This is a genomic window from Nocardia sp. NPDC050718 (genome assembly GCF_040654235.1).
Taxonomy (GTDB): Bacteria; Actinomycetota; Actinomycetes; order Mycobacteriales; family Mycobacteriaceae; genus Nocardia.
On sequence record NZ_JBFAHQ010000003.1, the window covers coordinates 408083 to 423738 of the forward strand.

16 protein-coding genes are annotated in these 15656 nt (G+C 70.4%); 10 read left to right on the plus strand and 6 right to left on the minus strand.

Annotated elements, in window-relative coordinates:
- The first annotated feature begins 46 nt into the window (after nt 1-46).
- The 4 genes from AB0H54_RS16320 (at nt 47) to AB0H54_RS16335 (ending at nt 3911) form a co-directional block, all read left to right on the plus strand.
- Nucleotides 47-1234 (plus strand): acyl-CoA dehydrogenase family protein, encoded by a 1188-nt coding sequence (locus tag AB0H54_RS16320; protein WP_355270808.1) that lies wholly within the window; start codon nt 47-49, stop codon nt 1232-1234.
- A complete protein-coding gene (locus AB0H54_RS16325) occupies nt 1231-2028 on the plus strand; it encodes an SDR family oxidoreductase (RefSeq protein ID WP_357346253.1) in 798 nt (265 codons plus the stop codon). The genes AB0H54_RS16320 and AB0H54_RS16325 overlap by 4 nt, the downstream gene beginning before the upstream one ends.
- A gap of 64 nt (nt 2029-2092) precedes the next feature.
- Complete coding sequence (locus AB0H54_RS16330; protein WP_355270812.1) at nt 2093-2704, plus strand: TetR/AcrR family transcriptional regulator; 612 nt, start codon at nt 2093-2095, stop codon at nt 2702-2704.
- A gap of 46 nt (nt 2705-2750) precedes the next feature.
- Nucleotides 2751-3911, plus strand: coding sequence for an acetyl-CoA C-acetyltransferase (locus tag AB0H54_RS16335; protein ID WP_357346610.1), 1161 nt, complete (start codon nt 2751-2753; stop codon nt 3909-3911).
- Between the two features lie 54 nt (nt 3912-3965).
- On the opposite strand, the gene AB0H54_RS16340 is transcribed toward AB0H54_RS16335, so the two are convergent.
- Complete coding sequence (locus AB0H54_RS16340) at nt 3966-4301, minus strand: hypothetical protein (RefSeq protein WP_355270813.1); 336 nt, start codon at nt 4299-4301, stop codon at nt 3966-3968.
- 179 nt (nt 4302-4480) lie between these two features.
- On the opposite strand from AB0H54_RS16340, the gene AB0H54_RS16345 reads away from it, so the two are divergent.
- Nucleotides 4481-6451, plus strand: coding sequence for a molybdopterin-dependent oxidoreductase (locus AB0H54_RS16345; protein ID WP_357346254.1), 1971 nt, complete (start codon nt 4481-4483; stop codon nt 6449-6451).
- Here AB0H54_RS16345 and AB0H54_RS16350 read toward each other — a convergent pair.
- Entirely contained in the window at nt 6448-7281 is an 834-nt protein-coding gene (locus tag AB0H54_RS16350; protein ID WP_357346255.1) for a helix-turn-helix transcriptional regulator, read from the minus strand. The genes AB0H54_RS16345 and AB0H54_RS16350 overlap by 4 nt on opposite strands.
- Nucleotides 7282-7368: 87 nt before the next feature.
- Between AB0H54_RS16350 and AB0H54_RS16355 the strand changes: the two genes are divergently transcribed.
- Together AB0H54_RS16355 and AB0H54_RS16360 are read left to right on the plus strand one after the other, a co-directional pair.
- Nucleotides 7369-8115 (plus strand): SDR family oxidoreductase, encoded by a 747-nt coding sequence (locus AB0H54_RS16355; protein WP_357346256.1) that lies wholly within the window; start codon nt 7369-7371, stop codon nt 8113-8115.
- A 203-nt stretch (nt 8116-8318) separates the two neighbouring features.
- Entirely contained in the window at nt 8319-8783 is a 465-nt protein-coding gene (locus tag AB0H54_RS16360; protein WP_357346257.1) for a hypothetical protein, read from the plus strand.
- A gap of 140 nt (nt 8784-8923) precedes the next feature.
- Here the strand turns inward: AB0H54_RS16360 and AB0H54_RS16365 are convergent, their stop codons facing one another.
- The 4 genes from AB0H54_RS16365 to AB0H54_RS16380 are packed head-to-tail and all read right to left on the minus strand — an operon-like array spanning nt 8924 to nt 12400.
- Nucleotides 8924-10009 carry a nitronate monooxygenase gene (locus AB0H54_RS16365; protein WP_357346258.1) on the minus strand — a complete coding sequence of 362 codons (1086 nt, stop codon included), beginning with the start codon at nt 10007-10009 and terminating at the stop codon, nt 8924-8926.
- Nucleotides 10006-10752 carry a CoA-transferase gene (locus AB0H54_RS16370; protein WP_357346259.1) on the minus strand — a complete coding sequence of 249 codons (747 nt, stop codon included), beginning with the start codon at nt 10750-10752 and terminating at the stop codon, nt 10006-10008. Before AB0H54_RS16370 ends, AB0H54_RS16365 begins: the two co-directional genes overlap by 4 nt.
- The gene (locus AB0H54_RS16375) at nt 10749-11630 is read right to left on the minus strand and encodes a CoA-transferase (RefSeq protein ID WP_357346260.1); all 882 of its coding nucleotides are present in this window, start codon (nt 11628-11630) and stop codon (nt 10749-10751) included. The genes AB0H54_RS16370 and AB0H54_RS16375 overlap by 4 nt, the downstream gene beginning before the upstream one ends.
- 5 nt (nt 11631-11635) lie before the next feature.
- Nucleotides 11636-12400 (minus strand): enoyl-CoA hydratase family protein, encoded by a 765-nt coding sequence (locus tag AB0H54_RS16380; RefSeq protein WP_355270823.1) that lies wholly within the window; start codon nt 12398-12400, stop codon nt 11636-11638.
- Between the two features lie 69 nt (nt 12401-12469).
- Between AB0H54_RS16380 and AB0H54_RS16385 the strand changes: the two genes are divergently transcribed.
- From AB0H54_RS16385 to AB0H54_RS16395, 3 genes are all read left to right on the plus strand, one after another.
- Entirely contained in the window at nt 12470-13246 is a 777-nt protein-coding gene (locus AB0H54_RS16385; RefSeq protein ID WP_355270825.1) for an SDR family oxidoreductase, read from the plus strand.
- Nucleotides 13247-13274: 28 nt separating this feature from the next.
- Complete coding sequence (locus AB0H54_RS16390; protein ID WP_357346261.1) at nt 13275-14189, plus strand: SDR family oxidoreductase; 915 nt, start codon at nt 13275-13277, stop codon at nt 14187-14189.
- Between the two features lie 201 nt (nt 14190-14390).
- Complete coding sequence (locus AB0H54_RS16395) at nt 14391-15653, plus strand: hypothetical protein (RefSeq protein WP_357346262.1); 1263 nt, start codon at nt 14391-14393, stop codon at nt 15651-15653.
- Nucleotides 15654-15656 lie beyond the last annotated feature (3 nt).

Below are 15656 nucleotides of genomic sequence, written 5' to 3' on the forward strand. Positions count from 1 at the left end.
ACCAATCGGCTAACAAAGCAAGTGCTTGGTAGGTTATCCTATCGCCGTGGGCGTGATCCAGACCTCAGATTCCGATACCGCGACCTCCGACGCGGAGTTTTGCGCGGAAATACGCGACTGGCTGGCCGAAAACCTGGCCGGAGAGTTCCGTGACCTGCGCGGCACCGGCGGCCCGGGGCGCGAGCACGAGTTCTTCGAAGAGCGGCTGGCCTGGGACCGGCACCTCGCCGCGGCGGGATGGACCTGCCTCGGCTGGCCGGTCGAGTGGGGCGGCCGCGGTGCCAGCGTGCGCCAGCAGGTCATCTTCCACGAGGAGTACGCGAAGGCCGACGCGCCAGCGCGCGTCTCGCACGTGGGTGAGGAACTGCTCGGCCCGACGCTGCTGGCCTTCGGCACCGAAGAACAGAAGAAGCGATTCCTGCCCGGCGTGCGCTCGGTCGGCGAGCTGTGGTGCCAGGGCTACTCCGAGCCGGGCGCCGGCTCCGACCTGGCCGCGGTGAGCACCACCGCGCGCCTGGACGGCGACCGCTGGGTGATCAACGGCCAGAAGATCTGGACCTCGCTCGCGCACGTCGCCGACTGGTGCTTCGTCATCGCGCGCACCGAGAAGGGGTCGAGCAGGCACAAGGGCCTGTCCTACCTGCTGGTGCCGATGAACCAGCCGGGCATCGAAGTCCGCCCGATCGAACAGCTCACCGGCACCTCCGAATTCAACGAGGTGTTCTTCGACGACGCCGTCACCGAGGCCGGTCTGGTGGTCGGCGAGCCGGGCGACGGCTGGCGCATCGCCATGGGCACGCTGACCTTCGAGCGCGGCATCTCCACGCTCGGTCAGCAGATCCGCTTCGCCCGTGAGCTCGCCGACATCGAGGCGCTGGCCCGGCGGACCGGCGCCGCGGACGACCCGCTGATCGCCGAGCGCATCGACAACGCCTGGGTCGGCCTGCGGGTCCTGCGCGCGCACGCGCTGCGCACCATGAGCGAGGACGTCGACGACGCCGGTGGCGCGTCGGTCTCGAAGCTGTTGTGGGGCAACTGGCATCGCGGGCTCGGCGAGCTCGCCATGGCGGTGCAGGGCGCCGCCGGGCTGGTCCTCGGTCCCGACGACATGACCGCATGGCAGCGGCTGTACCTGTTCAGCCGCGCCGACACGATCTATGGAGGTTCGAACGAAGTGCAGCGCAACATCATCGCCGAGCGTGTGCTCGGCCTGCCGCGGGAGGCCCGCCCGTGACCGGTCCGCTCTCCGTCCCGCCCCCGTCCATCCCCGGCCACGGCCTGCTGACCGGCCGCAAGGCCGTCATCACCGCCGCGGCGGGCACCGGCATCGGCTCGGCCACCGCGCGCAGGCTCCTGGAAGAGGGCGCTGACGTCGTCGTCTCCGACTGGCACGAGCGCAGGCTCACCGAGACCGCCGAGCTGCTCGCCAAGGAGTTCCCCGAGCGCAAGGTCGGCGCGGTGGTCTGTGACGTCCGCGACACCGCGCAGGTGAACCAGCTGCTCACCGACGCCGCCGCCGAACTCGGCCGGATCGACATCATGGTCAACAACGCGGGCCTCGGCGGCGAGACCCCGGTCGTCGACATGACCGACGAGCAGTGGGATCAGGTGCTCGACATCACCCTGACCGGCACCTTCCGTTGCACCCGCGCGGCGCTCGGCTACTTCCGGTCGGCGGGCCACGGCGGCGTGATCGTCAACAACGCCAGCGTGCTCGGCTGGCGCGCGCAGCACGGCCAGGCGCACTACGCTGCTGCCAAGGCCGGCGTGATGGCGCTGACCAGGTGCAGCGCGGTCGAGGCCGCCGAGTTCGGGGTGCGGATCAACGCCGTCGCGCCGAGCATCGCGCGGCATCCGTTCCTGGACAAGGTCAGCTCGAGCGAGCTGCTCGACGCCCTGAGCGAGCGGGAGGCCTTCGGCCGCGCCGCCGAGCCGTGGGAGATCGCCGCGACGATCGCCATGCTGGCCAGCGACTACACCTCGTACCTGACCGGCGAGGTGGTCTCGGTGAGCAGTCAGCGCGCATGACGAGCGGGCGCCCGAGTGCGGAGTTTCCAGAAACCAAGCAAGTGCTTGGTTGTAGGATGACGTCGTGACCGCATCCGACACCGTGAAACGTTCTCGCCGCGCCGAACTCCTCGACCTCGCCGCGAACCTGTTCGCCGAGCGCGGGTTGCGCGCCACCACGGTGCGCGACATCGCCGACTCGGCGGGCATCCTGTCCGGCAGTCTCTATCACCATTTCGACTCCAAGGAGTCGATGGTCGACGAGATCCTGCGCGGCTTCCTCGACGACCTGTTCGGCCGCTACCGCGAGATCGCGGCCGCCGGGTTGAGCTCGCGAGCGACCTTGGAAGCCTTGGTGATCGCCTCCTACGAGGCCTTCGACCGGCACCACGCCGCGGTCGCCATCTACCAGGCCGAGGCCAAGAACCTGCGCGACGTCGAGCGGTTCGGCTACATCCGCGACTTCAACACCGAGTTCCGCGAGCTGTGGCACAAGGTGCTGGCCGCCGGTGTGTCCGACGGCAGCTTCCGCCCCGAACTCGACGTCGAACTGGCGTTCCGCTTCCTGCGCGACACCGTGTGGGTCGCGGTCCGCTGGTACACCCCCGGTGGCCCGATCACCGTGCAAAGCCTTGCTCAGCAATATCTCACCATCGTGCTCGACGGGCTGACCGTGCCCGGGAGCACCGCGAAATAGGAGTTCCATCATGACCGCATCCGCCGAGCGCCGCCCCTACGCCCCGTTGCGGGAGGCCTATGTGATCGATGCGGTGCGTACCGCGGTCGGCAAGCGCGGTGGCGCGCTGGCCGAGGTGCACTCCGCCGATCTCGGCGCGGCCGCGCTGCGTGGTCTCGTCGAGCGCACCGGCATCGACCCGGCGATCGTCGACGACGTGATCGTCGGCTGCGTCGACAACCTCGGCCCGCAGGCGGGCAACATCGGCCGCACCATGTGGCTGGTCGCCGGCTACCCCGAGGAGGTGCCCGGCGTCACCGTCGACCGGCAGTGCGGTTCCAGCCAGCAGGCGATCAACTTCGGCGCGCAGGCCATCATGAGCGGTACCGCCGAGGTCATCGTGGCGGGCGGCGTGCAGAACATGAGCGCCATCCCGATCGGCGCCGCCATGCTCGCGGCCAAGCCGTACGGCTTCGAGTCCTCGTTCATCGGCGCGAAGGGCTGGGACTCGCGCTACGGCACCGGCGAGGTCTCCCAGTTCAAGGGCGCCGAGATGATCGCCGAGAAGTGGGGCATCAGCCGCGAGGACATGGAGCGCTGGGCGCTGCAGAGCCACGAGCGCGCCAAGGCCGCCATCGCCGAGGGCCGCTTCGACAACGAGATCGTGCCGGTCGGCGACTTCACCGTCGACCAGGGTCCGCGCGAGACCAGCCTGGAGAAGATGGCCTCGCTGCAGCCGCTGTCGGAGGGCAGCCCGCTCACCGCGGCGGTCGCCAGCCAGATCTCCGACGGTGCCAGCGCGACGCTGCTCGCCTCGGAGTGGGCGGTCAAGGAATACGGCCTCACCCCGCGCGCCCGCATCCATCACGTGAGCGCGCGCGGCGCCGACCCGATCTTCATGCTCAGCGCGCCGATCCCGGCGACCCAGTGGGCGCTGGAGAAGACCGGCCTGACCATCGACGACATCGACGTCATCGAGATCAACGAGGCCTTCGCGCCCGTGGTCCTGGCCTGGATCAAGGAGATCGGCGCCGATCCGGCGAAGGTGAACGTCAACGGTGGCGCCATCGCGCTCGGTCACCCGCTCGGCGCGACCGGTGCCAAGCTGTTCGCCACGCTGCTCAACGAGCTGGAGCGGGTGAACGGTCGCTACGGCCTGCTCACCATCTGCGAGGGTGGCGGCACGGCGAACGTGACGATCATCGAGCGGCTGGACGCGGACAAGTAGTTCCGGGCGAAGTCTGGTGGTCCTCGGCGGATTCCGCCGGGGACCACACCTCGTTCACCACCAATAGGTCACGACATCCCAGCGTTGGAGTGTCCCGGGGAAATCGCAATGGGCCCAGGACTGCTGGCCATCCCACGCGATCGGGCCGCGGCGTTCGTAGGTGGCCCAGCTGCTGCCGAACCAGCCCCACCAATGCCTGCATTCGATCCGCACCTGATGCCGGACCGGCCAATAGCACTGTGAGTACGCCGACGTGTTGTTGATCGGATACGCCGAGCATCCCGACGGACCCCATTGCGCCTGTACCGGCGCCGCACCCATCACCACCCCCGCGCCGAGCAGCATCGCCGCCGACGCGCTGACCACCATCTTCTTGCCGAGCTTTATCATCTCCTACCTCCCACCGAGCGTGGGGGCACGACGCCCCGACCTGTGACAGGGCCTCCGCGCATCTCGTGCTCCGACGGCGCCACATCCGTGAAACCGTCCTTACGTGACTTACATCACATTCCGGACGGTCGGTGTTACCGCTGTCGGCTGCCGGGCGGCTGTCGTACCCCCGGCCTACGATGGGTCGGGTGAAGGTGCTCGGTGCGTGCCCGCTCGATTGCCCCGACGCGTGCTCGTGGGTGGTGACCGTCGAGGACGGTGCGGCCACCGCGCTGCGGGGGAACAAGGAGCACCCGGTGACCCGGGGCGCCTTGTGCGTCAAGGTCAATCGCTATCTGGAGCAGGTCGGCTCGCCCGACCGGCTGCGCTATCCGCTGCGCCGGGTCGGGCCCAAGGGCTCGGGCCGCTTCGAGCGGATCAGCTGGGACGACGCGCTCGACGAGATCGCCACCCGGCTCACCGGCATCATCGACGAATTCGGCGGCGAGGCGATCTGGCCGTTCCACGGCACCGGCAGCCTCGGCTACCTCCAGGGCCTAGAGGGCTATCCCGGTCGCCGGATGTTCAACGTGCTCGGTGCCTCGCACCACGCCGCGACGATCTGCTCGGTCGCCGGCGGCGCCGGCCTGCGCTACACGCTCGGTACCTCCGGCGGCATGGATCCCGAGGATTTCGCGAAGTCGGAGCTGATCCTGCTGTGGGGCACCAACCCGCTCACCTCCGGGCACCACCTGTGGAAGTTCGTCCAGGACAGCGGCGCCTACCTGGTCTCGATCGATCCGGTGCGCACCAAGACCGCCGAACGCTGCGACGAGCACATCGCGCCGCTGCCCGGCACCGACGCCGCGCTCGCGCTCGGGCTGCTGCACGTCATCGTCTCGCTCGGCGCGCAGGACGAGCGCTTCCTCGCCGAGCACACCGAGGGCTGGCCCGAATTCCGCGACCGCGTCCTGGAATTCACCCCGGAGCGCACCGCGGCGATCACCGGCGTGCCACAGGAGCGGATCGTCGCGCTCGGGGAACGGATCGCCCGCACCAGGCCGACCGCCATCCGCGCCTCCCAGGGAATGCAGCGGCACGCGGGCGGCGGCATGGCCTTGCGGGTGCTGGCTTGCCTGCCCGGCGTCACCGGCGACTGGGCGATTCCCGGTGGGGGACTGCACTATTCGACCAGCGGCCACTTCCGGCTCGACGACGCCGCGCTGGTCCGCGACGACCTGCTGCCGCACCCGGTCCGCACCCTGTCGATGACCCGGCTCGGCGAAGCCCTGCTCGAGACCGAGAACCCGCCGGTCAAGGCGCTGTTCGTGATCGGCGCGAACCCGGTCGGCTCCAACCCCGACCAGCGCCGGGTGATCGAAGGGCTCGCCCGAGACGACCTGTTCACCGTCGTGCTCGAGCACTTCGGCACCGACACCGTCGACTACGGCGACATCGTGCTGCCCGCCACCATGCAGCCCGAACACCTCGACGTGATCGCGGGCTACGGCCACCTCTACCTGGTCTGGAACGAACCCGCCGTCGAGCCGCCGGGCGAGTGCCTGTCCACCACCGAGACCTTCCGCAGGCTCTCGCGCCGCCTCGGTCTCACCGAACCGGCGCTCTACGACTCCGACGAGGAACTGGCCAGGCAACTGCTGAAGGGCCACGACCTGGACCGGCTCCGCGCCGACGGCTTCCTGAAGATCCAGCCCGGTTCGGTCCCGGCGGGCAAGCTCCAATTCGTTTCCAGCCGAGCCGAACTCGCGGGCGAGTCACCGCTGCCCGGCTACACTCCACCGGCCGACCCCGGCGACGGTCTGGTGCTCATCTCGGCCGCCTCCCACTACTTCCTGAACACCACGTTCGGCAGCAACCCCGAACTCCGCCGCCGCGCAGGCGAATCCACCGTCACCCTGCACCCCGACGACGCCACCGCCCGCGCCATCACCGACGGCACCCCCGTCCTGGTCACCAACACCCGCGGCTCCTTCGAAGCCGTCGCCGAGGTCTCCGACCGCGTCCGCCCCGGCGTCGCCGCCACCACCAAAGGGCGCTGGGCCAAATTCACCGGGGGCGCCACCGTCAACGCCACCATCGCCGAACGAGACGCCGACTACGCGGGCGGCGCGGTCTTCCACGACAACCGCGTCGAGATCCGTCCCCGCTAGGTCGGCGCTGCCGCGGGGGTGCTCAGCGAGCCGAAGACCCGCGCGGTGGGGGAGCCCGGTTCGGCGCAGTAGACGATCATGCGCTGGTCGGTATCGGCTATCCGCATCTCCTGGCAGGTGAATTCGAGCTCGCCGTGGACCGGGTGGGTGAGGTGTTTGGTGTGACAGCGGCGGATCGCGACCTCGTGGTCGGCCCACATCCGCGCGAATCGTGGTGCGGTGCCGAGCAGTTCGGTGACGAGGGCGGCCAGGTCCGGGTTGCCGGGATAGCGCGCGTACGTGGCGCGCAGCTCGGCCACGGTGGAGCGGACGTAGCGCAGGGTCTCCGGGTCGGTCCAGTGCGGATCGTCGGCGGGCATCCGGAACATCCAGCGCACCAGATTGCGTTCGTGCCCCGGCACGGTCGCGAGATCGCCGATGAACGCGGTGGCCGCGGTGTTCCAGACCAGGATCTCGAAGGCGGCGTCCACGACGTAGGCCGGTGCGCGCAGGTTGTCCAGCATGATCCGCACGGCGCCGGACACCTCGCGATTCGGCCCGACGACCGGCGGCGGAGTCTCCCCGCTGATCCGGAAGAGGTAGTCGCGCTCGTCGACGGTCAACATGAGCGCGCGGGCCAGCGCGGTCAGTACCTGCCGGGACGGCTGCGCGCCACGCGCCTGCTCGACCCGGATGTAGTAGTCGACGGAGATGCCTGCCAGCTGCGCGACCTCCTGACGCCGCAGCCCTGGGGTGCGCCGCGGCCCGATGTCGGGCAGTCCCACGTCGGCGGGACGCAATGCCGCCCGCCGTGCCCGCAGGAAGGCCGCCAGTTCCTCGCGTTTCGCCACGTCTTCCAGTGTGGCGCAGCGAGGCCGTCGCAGGGTGGTACAGCTTGGTCCTCCCTGGGCGGGGCGGTCGCTGCCACGCTCGTCGACATGACCACCACAGCACTGATCACCGGCGCCAACAAGGGCATCGGCTACGAGACCGCGCGGGCGCTGGCAGCGCGGGGGATGACCGTTCTGGTCGGCGCGCGTGACGCAGGCCGAGGGGCCGCCGCCGTCGAGAAGCTGCGTGCCGAGGGCGCCGACGCGCGGCTGATCCGGCTCGACGTCACCGACGCCGTGTCTATCGCCGCCGCCGCCGCGCACATCGACGAAACCTGCGGCGTGCTGGACGTTCTCGTCAACAACGCGGGCATCGCGGGCAGCTTCGGCGCGCCATCGGCGACCGACCCGGCGATGATGCGCGAGGTCTTCGAGACCAATGTCTTCGGTGCCGTCGCGGTCACCAACGCGATGCTGCCGCTGCTGCGCCGGGCGAAGGCCGCCCGCATCGTGAACGTATCCAGCGAGGTCGGGTCCATCACCCTGATGATGGACCCGGACGGGCCGATGTGGCCCGCCGCCGCGGTCCCGTACCCCGCGTCGAAGACGGCGCTCACCATGCTCACCGCCATGTACGCCAAGGAACTCTGGGAAACCCCGATCAAGGTGAATGCCGCCAACCCGGGCTATTGCGCCACGGACTTCAACGCCGACAGCGGTTTCCGCACCGCCGAGCAGGGTGCCGAGGTCAGCGTCCACCTGGCGACACTGCCCGCCGACGGCCCCACCGGTCAGCTGTGGGGCTACCGGTGGGGCGCCGCCGACAGCGTCGAATACGGCGTCCTGCCGTGGTGAACCCGTCGCCGCCCTCGAAAGTGGCCGGCCCCAGTCCTGCTCGGGATCACCCCACCAGATCTTCGCGCACACCGGTCCGTTCGCGGGCCGGCGCCAGGTAGCCGGAGCGGAAGTCGACGCGCGGCCACCGGGCACGCTGGTGCTCTCCGGCCCGAAGTGCCAGGCTGGACCGAGCCCTGAACGGCGACGAAGGGATGACAGCGATGCCTCAGTACCTCGGCCGGGCCGCGATCGTGGCGGCAGCGGCGGGTGGCCTGCTCCTCGGCACGACGGCGACCGCCTCGGCCGCCACCACCCTGGCCCCCACCTACACGCTGGCCACCGGCTGGACCTGCGCGGGCCAGGTCGACGGCACCGCCATTCCCGGTCCCAGCGACTACAGCGGGCCCGGCGAAGCCGCGGTCTACCTGCGCGGCACCTTCTGGAGCGCGACGCCGGGTTCGCACGAGAGCGGCTGCTCGGTGACAGCCACCGTCGACTGGCGCAATCTCGACACCGGCGCGAGCGGCTCGACCGCGACTGTCGTCGCCGGCGGCCCCGCGGGCCAGACCGGCCCCGCGGTCGGCGTGCTCCTGCCCACCGGCCCCGGCCGGATCGAGGCGACCGTGCGGACCACGCCGCTGGCGCATCTGCCCGGCACCACGCAGTTCACCGTCTTCGCGCTCTGAGCCGAAAAGAGCACCGGACCCGGGCGCACCTCGTGAGTGCGGCACCGGGTCCGGTGTTCGATCGCCCCATGGTGACCGACGGTTGGCTCTGGGCCGTCGATCGGGGCGAGCTTGTGGTGGGAGCCGGGTACGGCTCCTGGTCAGTGGGCCTCGGCGGCAGGCTCGGTGGTCAGCGCCGAGACGGCCTCGATCCGGGCGACGGCGTCGGAGACGATCCCGTCGATCAGCTCGGCCACGGTCGGCAGGCTGTCGATGATGCCGGTGACCTGGCCCGCGGGCAGCACGCCCGCGTCGGTGCGGCCCTCGACGAGACCGGCCTTGGTCAGCATCGCCGAGTTCGCCGCCATGACGACCTGGGACCAGCTGAGGTCCTTGGTCTTGCGCATGGCGAGACCGTCGCGCATGATCGTCGACCACTTCATGCCGGTCATGGACTTGAACTTGGCCGCGTTGCCGACCGCCGCCGACAGTCCGCGCCAGCCGCCGGAATGCTCCAGCTTGTCGACCAATTCGGTGTTCAGCATCCGGTGCGGCATGCCGTCGACCTTCACCGAGACCACCGTGTCCTGCAGGCCGCGCGCCAGGTACTCCTGCTTCACGGCCTCGGGGACGGTGCTCTCCTGGGTGAGCAGGAAGCGGGTGCCCATCGCGACACCGGCCGCGCCGTAGGACAGCGCGGCGGCCAGGCCGCGCCCGTCGAAGAAGCCGCCCGCCGCGATCACCGGGATGTCGACGGCGTCGAGCACCGACGGCAGCAGCAGCGTGGTGGCGACCGGGCCGGTGTGCCCACCGCCCTCGCCGCCCTGCACGATCACCGCGTCGGCGCCCCAGGAGGCCACCTTCACCGCGTGCTTGGCGGCGCCGATCGACGGAACCACCACCACACCGGCGTCTTTCAGCTTGGCAATGAGGTCCTGCTTCGGTGCGAGCGCGAAGGAGGCGACCTTGACCTGCTCGCGGATGAGCAGGTCGATGCGCGCGGTGGCGTCGGTCGCGTCGGCGCGGATGTTCACGCCGAACGGCTTGGTGGTGAGCGACTTGGTCTTGGCGATCGCCGCCTCGAGCTCCTCGAAGGTCATCGTGGCCGAGGCCAGGATGCCGAGGCCGCCCGCGTTGGCGGTGGCCGCGACCAGGCGCGGACCGGCGACCCAGCCCATGCCGGTCTGCACGACCGGATGCTCGATGCCGACCAGCTCGGTCAGCGGAGTATGCAGCCGCGCGCTCACGCCGCCACTTCCTTCTCCCGGAAGCCCTTGGGGTCGAGCACGGTACGGATGATCCGCAGCTCTTCCTCGGAGGGCAGCCGGGTCTCGCCCGCGGTTCCCAGCTCGGCGACCTCGAAGGAGGTGTTCTCGGCGACCTCGTCGGCGCTCACGCCCGGATGCAGCGACAGCGCGCGCAGGGTGTGGTCGGGGCCGTTGAAGTCGAACACGCCCAGGTTCGTCACCACGCGGTGCAGGTGGTGGAAGCGGTAGGCCGGGTTCTCGGGATCGATGCGGTCGTAACCGATGCCGGAGATGATGTCGACCTGATCGACGAACACCCGCTTGTTGTGCCGGGGCACGAAGTAGCTGGTGGCGTGGTTGATGGTGTTGCCCGGCGCGCCGCGCACACCGAACATCTGCCGGGTCGGCTGCTGCAGCGGACCGAAGGCCGACAGATTCTGGTTGCCGAACCGGTCGATCTGGTTGGCGCCCATCACCACGTGCCGACGGCCGGAGGCGACCACGTCGAACACCTTGGAGAACGGAATCCAGCCCTCGACCGGGGCTTTCGCGCCGATCGCCGGAACCTCGGCGAAGAACAGCGCCTCGCCGTCGGACAGCAGCAGGTCGGGCTCGAAGGTGAGCCGGGCCAGCCGGGCACCGATGGTGGTGACCGTCGACATCGGGCTCGCCATGATCTCACCGGCTCCGCGGAAGATCTCTGCGGCGGCGACCACGCAGACTTCAGCACGGGTAATCGTCATAGCTTCTGCTCCTCGGCGAAAGCGGTAACAGCGGCCTGGTATTCGTCCTCGGAGACATCCAGGTAGCGAGCCTTGAACTCGGCCCACGACTCGGGAGTCGCCGCGGCGGCCACATAGTGCTTCTGGAACTTCTCGTCGCGGCCGTAGCTGCCGGAGAAGGTGAAGTGCGCGCCGCCGGGCGATTCGACGACGCCGTCGACCAGCATGCGGTTGAGGATGATCGACTGCTGCGGAACGGCTTTCACCAGTTCCTCGGTCTCGACGATGCGATCCACCGAGACGTAGCGCCGTTCGGCGGCCAGGCAGTAGAGATCGTCGAAGTACGGGTCGACGCCGGTGTAGGCGGCGTTGCCGTGCTTGTCGGCCAGATCCAGGTGCACGAAGGCGGCGTCGAGGTTCAGCGCCGGCATGGCGACGAGCGTCTCGGTCCGGCCGTCGGCGGCCGGGTACGGCGACTGGACCGTCGCCAGCTCACCGTCCCAGAAGTCGATGACCGAGGAGCCGAGACCGGCCCGGATCGGCAGGAACGGCAGCCGGGCGGCCGCGGCCTGCAGACCGCACTTGACCATGCCCTCGTCCATCTCGCGCACGGTGATCGCGCCCTCGGTGCGCGCCTTGGCGAACCACGGATCGTAGAAGGGCGCCGAATCCAGCGAGACGAAGCCGTAGTACGCCTTGCGCACCTTGCCCGCCGAGCACAGCAGGCCCAGGTCGGGGCCGCCGTAGGTGACCACGGTCAGATCGGTGACGTCCGAGCGCAGCAGCGCGCGCACCAGCGCCATCGGCTTGCGCCGGGAACCCCAGCCGCCGATGCCGATGGTCATGCCGCTGCGCAGCTCGCCGACGACCTCGTCGAGCGTCATTCTCTTGTCGCGCATGGCGTCTACTTCTCCTTCTTCTGCGCGGCGAGATCGTCGTCGAAACGCGCCCGGATCTCATCGGCGACGCCGGCGAGGTTGAGCTCCATGGTGAAGCCCTGCTCGTAGCGGTAGGAGCGGTGCACGTCCTGCACGTCGATGCCGTTGAGCGCGCGCTTGGCGGCCCGGATCACGCGGCCGTCCTTGTTCGCGATGTTCTTGGCGACCTCCATGGCCGCGGCGTCGAGTTCGGCGCGCGGCACCACCTGGTACACCGAGCCGTAGTGGTGCAGCTGCTGGGCGGTGAGCTTGCCCGCCGTGTAGAACATGGTCCGCATCAGGTGCTGGGGGACCAGCCGGGCCAGGTGGGTGGCCGCGCCGAGCGCGCCACGGTCCACCTCGGGCAGGCCGAAGGTGGCGTCGTCGGAGGCGATGATCACATCCGAGTTGCCGACCAGGCCGATGCCGCCGCCGAGGCAGAAGCCGTTGACGGCGGTCACCACGGGGACCTCGCAGTCGTAGACGGCCGCGAAGGCGTCGAAGCAGCCGTGGTTCGCGCGGATCAGCGCGGTGTGGCCGGTGTCGGCGTTCATCTCCTTGATGTCGACGCCGGCGTTGAAGCCGCGGCCCTCGGCCCGCAGCACGACCACCCGGGTCTCCGGATTACGCCCGGCCGCCCGGACGGCGTCGGCCAGGGCGAACCAACCGTCGGACGGTAGTGCGTTGACCGGCGGGTAGTCGACAGTGACGACTTCGACGCCCTCGGTTTCGGTGTGACGGTTTATCCCCATCGCAAGTCCCATCGTGCGCGCCTCGGCGAACCCGAGACAAAGCAAGCAATTGCTTGGTAGGTTAGCACGGTGGCTGTAGAAATCGACCTTTCCGAGCAGATCGTTCTGGTGACAGGCGGAGTCCGCGGTGTCGGCGCCGGTATCAGCCGGGCCTTCCTCGCCGCGGGCGCGACCGTGCTGACCTGCGCGCGCAGGCCCGCCGACGAACCGATCACGGTGGGAGATCGCGGTACCGAACACCTCACCTGCGATGTGCGTGACCCCGACGCCGTCGCCGCGATGTTCGCCGAGATCGTCGCCAGGCACGGCCGGATCGACCATGTGGTGAACAACGCGGGCGGTGCCCCGTTCGCGATGGCCGACGCCGCGAGCCCCAAGTTCCACGCCAAGATCGTGGAGCTGAATCTGCTCGCGCCGCTGCTCATCTCGCAGCAGGCCAACGCGGTCATGCAGAAGCAGGACGCGGGCGGCTCGATCGTGATGATCACCAGCGTCAGCGGGCACCGGCCGTCGCCGGGCACCGCCGCCTACGGCGCCGCCAAGGCGGGCCTGGACAACCTCGCCACCTCGCTGGCCGTCGAATGGGCGCCCAAGGTGCGGCTCAACTCGGTGGTCGTCGGCCCGGTGGAGACCGAGCTCAGCCACCTGCACTACGGCGACGCCGACGGCGTGGCGGCCGTGGCGCGGACGGTGCCGCTCGGCCGCCTCGCCAACCCCGCCGACGTGGGCAACGCCGCGCTGTTCCTGGCCTCCCCGCTGGCCGCGCACGTCAGCGGCGCCACCCTGCTCGTCCACGGCGGCGGCGAACGCCCGGCCTTCCTGGACGCCGCCAACGCCAACCACTAGACCCACCGATAGACACAGGAGCTTTCACATGGACGACCAGCAGTTGATCTGCGCGGGCCGCACCGTCATCGTCACCGGCGCAGGCCGCGGGATCGGCCGCGCGCACGCGCTGGCCTTCGCCGCGGCGGGCGCGAAGGTGGTGGTCAACGATGTCGGCACCGCGCTCGACGGCGCCGCGACCACCGAGACCCCGGCTCAGCAGGTGGTCGACGAGATCGTCGCCGCCGGTGGCGAGGCCGTCGCCAACTACGACGACGTCGCCGACTGGGAGGGCGCCCGCAATCTGATCCGCCAGGCCGTCGACACCTTCGGTGGTCTGGACGTGCTGGTCAACAACGCCGGTTTCGTGCGCGACCGGATGCTGGTCAACCTGGGTGAGGACGAGTGGGACGCGGTGGTCCGCGTGCACCTCAAGGGCCACTTCGCCACCATGCGGCACGCGGCCGAGTACTGGCGCGGCGAGGCCAAGGCCGGTCGTCCGGTCGACGCCCGCGTGATCAACACCAGCTCCGGCGCCGGTCTGCAGGGCAGCGTCGGCCAGGGCAACTACGGTGCGGCCAAGGCGGGCATCGCCGGTCTCACCCTCACCGCTTCGGCCGAGTTCGGCCGCTACGGCGTGACCGTGAACGCCATCGCGCCCGCCGCCCGCACCCGGATGACCGAGACGGTCTTCGCCGACACCATGGCCGCCCCGGACGCGGGCTTCGACGCCATGGCGCCGGAGAACATCTCCCCGCTCGTCGTGTGGCTCGGCAGCACCGAGTCGGCGGGCGTGACCGGCCGGATGTTCGAGGTCGAGGGCGGAAAGGTGGCGCTCGCGCAGGGCTGGCGGCACGGCGCCCCGGTCGACCGCGGTGCCCGCTGGAACCCCGCCGAACTGGGTCCGGTGGTGGCCGAACTGATCGAGAAGAGCACTCCGCCGGAGCCGGTGTACGGCGCATAGCAAACTCTATGAGCGCAGGCCGGGGAAACCTCCCCGGCCTGCGCTTATGGCATGTCACACACGTTCAGGGGGCTGGACGACTCTTGCTCTCTTCTGCGTGGAATCAGGGGTGGGTTTACTATGGGCTACTGTTCGTCGATCCCGGAATGTGTCGCGACCGGGGGTAATGCTGCGCTGAAAAACTAAGGGGATGACAAGCGCATGGCCGTTGGTCGCATCTTGCGCGTACTTGCCGCTGCGAGCGTGCTGGCCGGTTCCGCTCTACTGGGTCCGGCGGTAGTCGCCGTCGCCGCACCGGAGAAACCGCCGACCCCCGCCGCGCAGGCGCCGGGGAGTGGCAGCAGCGGCCAGGACGACAACGGTCCGAACAACGGTGGTCAGAACACCGGCAAGCCCACCGAACTGCGCCTCCCCAGCGGTTCCGGTGCAGGCACTCAGGGCAACGACAACGGTCAGAGCGGCGCCGACGGCACCACCGGGCCCGGCCCGGCCGATCCGCAGCACCCCTCGGGTGCGCCGGTCGCCGGCGAGGGCGAGTGGCAGCCGCTGACCATCCCCGGCCAGGTCGCCCAGGACATCCCCAAGAAGGAAGTCGCCGGTTCCGGTTCCGCCGCGGGTTCCGCGGCCGCCGGTTCGGCGGCGGGCTCGGCGGCCGCGGGCGCGGTCCTCGGTACGGGCTCGGCCGGTCTCGGCCTGCTGCTCGGCTCCGGTTCGGCGGGCGTCGGCGCGATTCTCGGCACCGGTTCGGCGGGCGTCGCCGCGGTCCTCGGCACCGGCTCTGCGGGCGCGGGCGCGGTCCTCGCCACCGGTTCGGCCGGTGCGGCCGCGATCCTCGGTACGGGATCGGCCGGTGCGGCCGCGGTGCTCGGCACCGGTTCGGCCACCGTCGGCTCGGCCGCGGTGGGTACCGGGTCCGCCACCCTCGGCCTCGGCTCCGCCCTGCTCGGCACCGGTTCGGCCGCGGTGGGCTCGGCCGGTATCGGTTCGGCCGCCGTCGGCTCCGCGGGCGCCGGTTCGGCCGCGGTCGGTTCGGCTGCCGTCGGTTCCGCCGCGGTCGGCTCCGCCTCCCCGCTGCTGTTGTTGCTGCTGCTCCAGGTCCCTTCCGTCCCGGCCGCGCCGGCCCTGCCCTCGATCGCGATTCCGCCCGCGCCCGGCGCGCCGTCGGTCTCCGCCCCGAATATCGCTGTGGCGGCACCGGTTCCGGCCGCGGCGCCGCCCGCGGTCGAGGCGCCCGCGCCACCCGCTGCCGCGGCGCCGGCGCCCGCCGCCAAGCCGAACCCCGAGTTCAAGCCGACCAGCGATAACAGCGGTCTGCCCGAACCGAAGCTGCTGTCGGTGATCGGCGGCCTGATCGCGTTGACCCTGGCCGGAACCGGTTCGGGCGCAGTGAGTTTCCAAGGTGCCGCGGCCGCCCAAGCACGGGTGAACGCGGCGCGTGCCGAATTCTTCGGACCGAGGTCGTGAGGG

Excerpts from the sequence above, each read along its gene's own strand:
- AB0H54_RS16340 (WP_355270813.1), bottom strand. The coding sequence starts at position 4,301 with ATGATAAAGCTCGGCAAGAAGATGGTGGTCAGCGCGTCGGCGGCGATG.
- AB0H54_RS16345 (WP_357346254.1), top strand. The coding sequence starts at position 4,481 with ATGGGTCGGGTGAAGGTGCTCGGTGCGTGCCCGCTCGATTGCCCCGAC.
- AB0H54_RS16355 (WP_357346256.1), top strand. The coding sequence starts at position 7,369 with ATGACCACCACAGCACTGATCACCGGCGCCAACAAGGGCATCGGCTAC.
- AB0H54_RS16360 (WP_357346257.1), top strand. The coding sequence starts at position 8,319 with ATGCCTCAGTACCTCGGCCGGGCCGCGATCGTGGCGGCAGCGGCGGGT.
- AB0H54_RS16370 (WP_357346259.1), bottom strand. The coding sequence starts at position 10,752 with ATGACGATTACCCGTGCTGAAGTCTGCGTGGTCGCCGCCGCAGAGATC.
- AB0H54_RS16375 (WP_357346260.1), bottom strand. The coding sequence starts at position 11,630 with ATGCGCGACAAGAGAATGACGCTCGACGAGGTCGTCGGCGAGCTGCGC.
- AB0H54_RS16380 (WP_355270823.1), bottom strand. The coding sequence starts at position 12,400 with ATGGGGATAAACCGTCACACCGAAACCGAGGGCGTCGAAGTCGTCACT.
- AB0H54_RS16390 (WP_357346261.1), top strand. The coding sequence starts at position 13,275 with ATGGACGACCAGCAGTTGATCTGCGCGGGCCGCACCGTCATCGTCACC.
- AB0H54_RS16395 (WP_357346262.1), top strand. The coding sequence starts at position 14,391 with ATGGCCGTTGGTCGCATCTTGCGCGTACTTGCCGCTGCGAGCGTGCTG.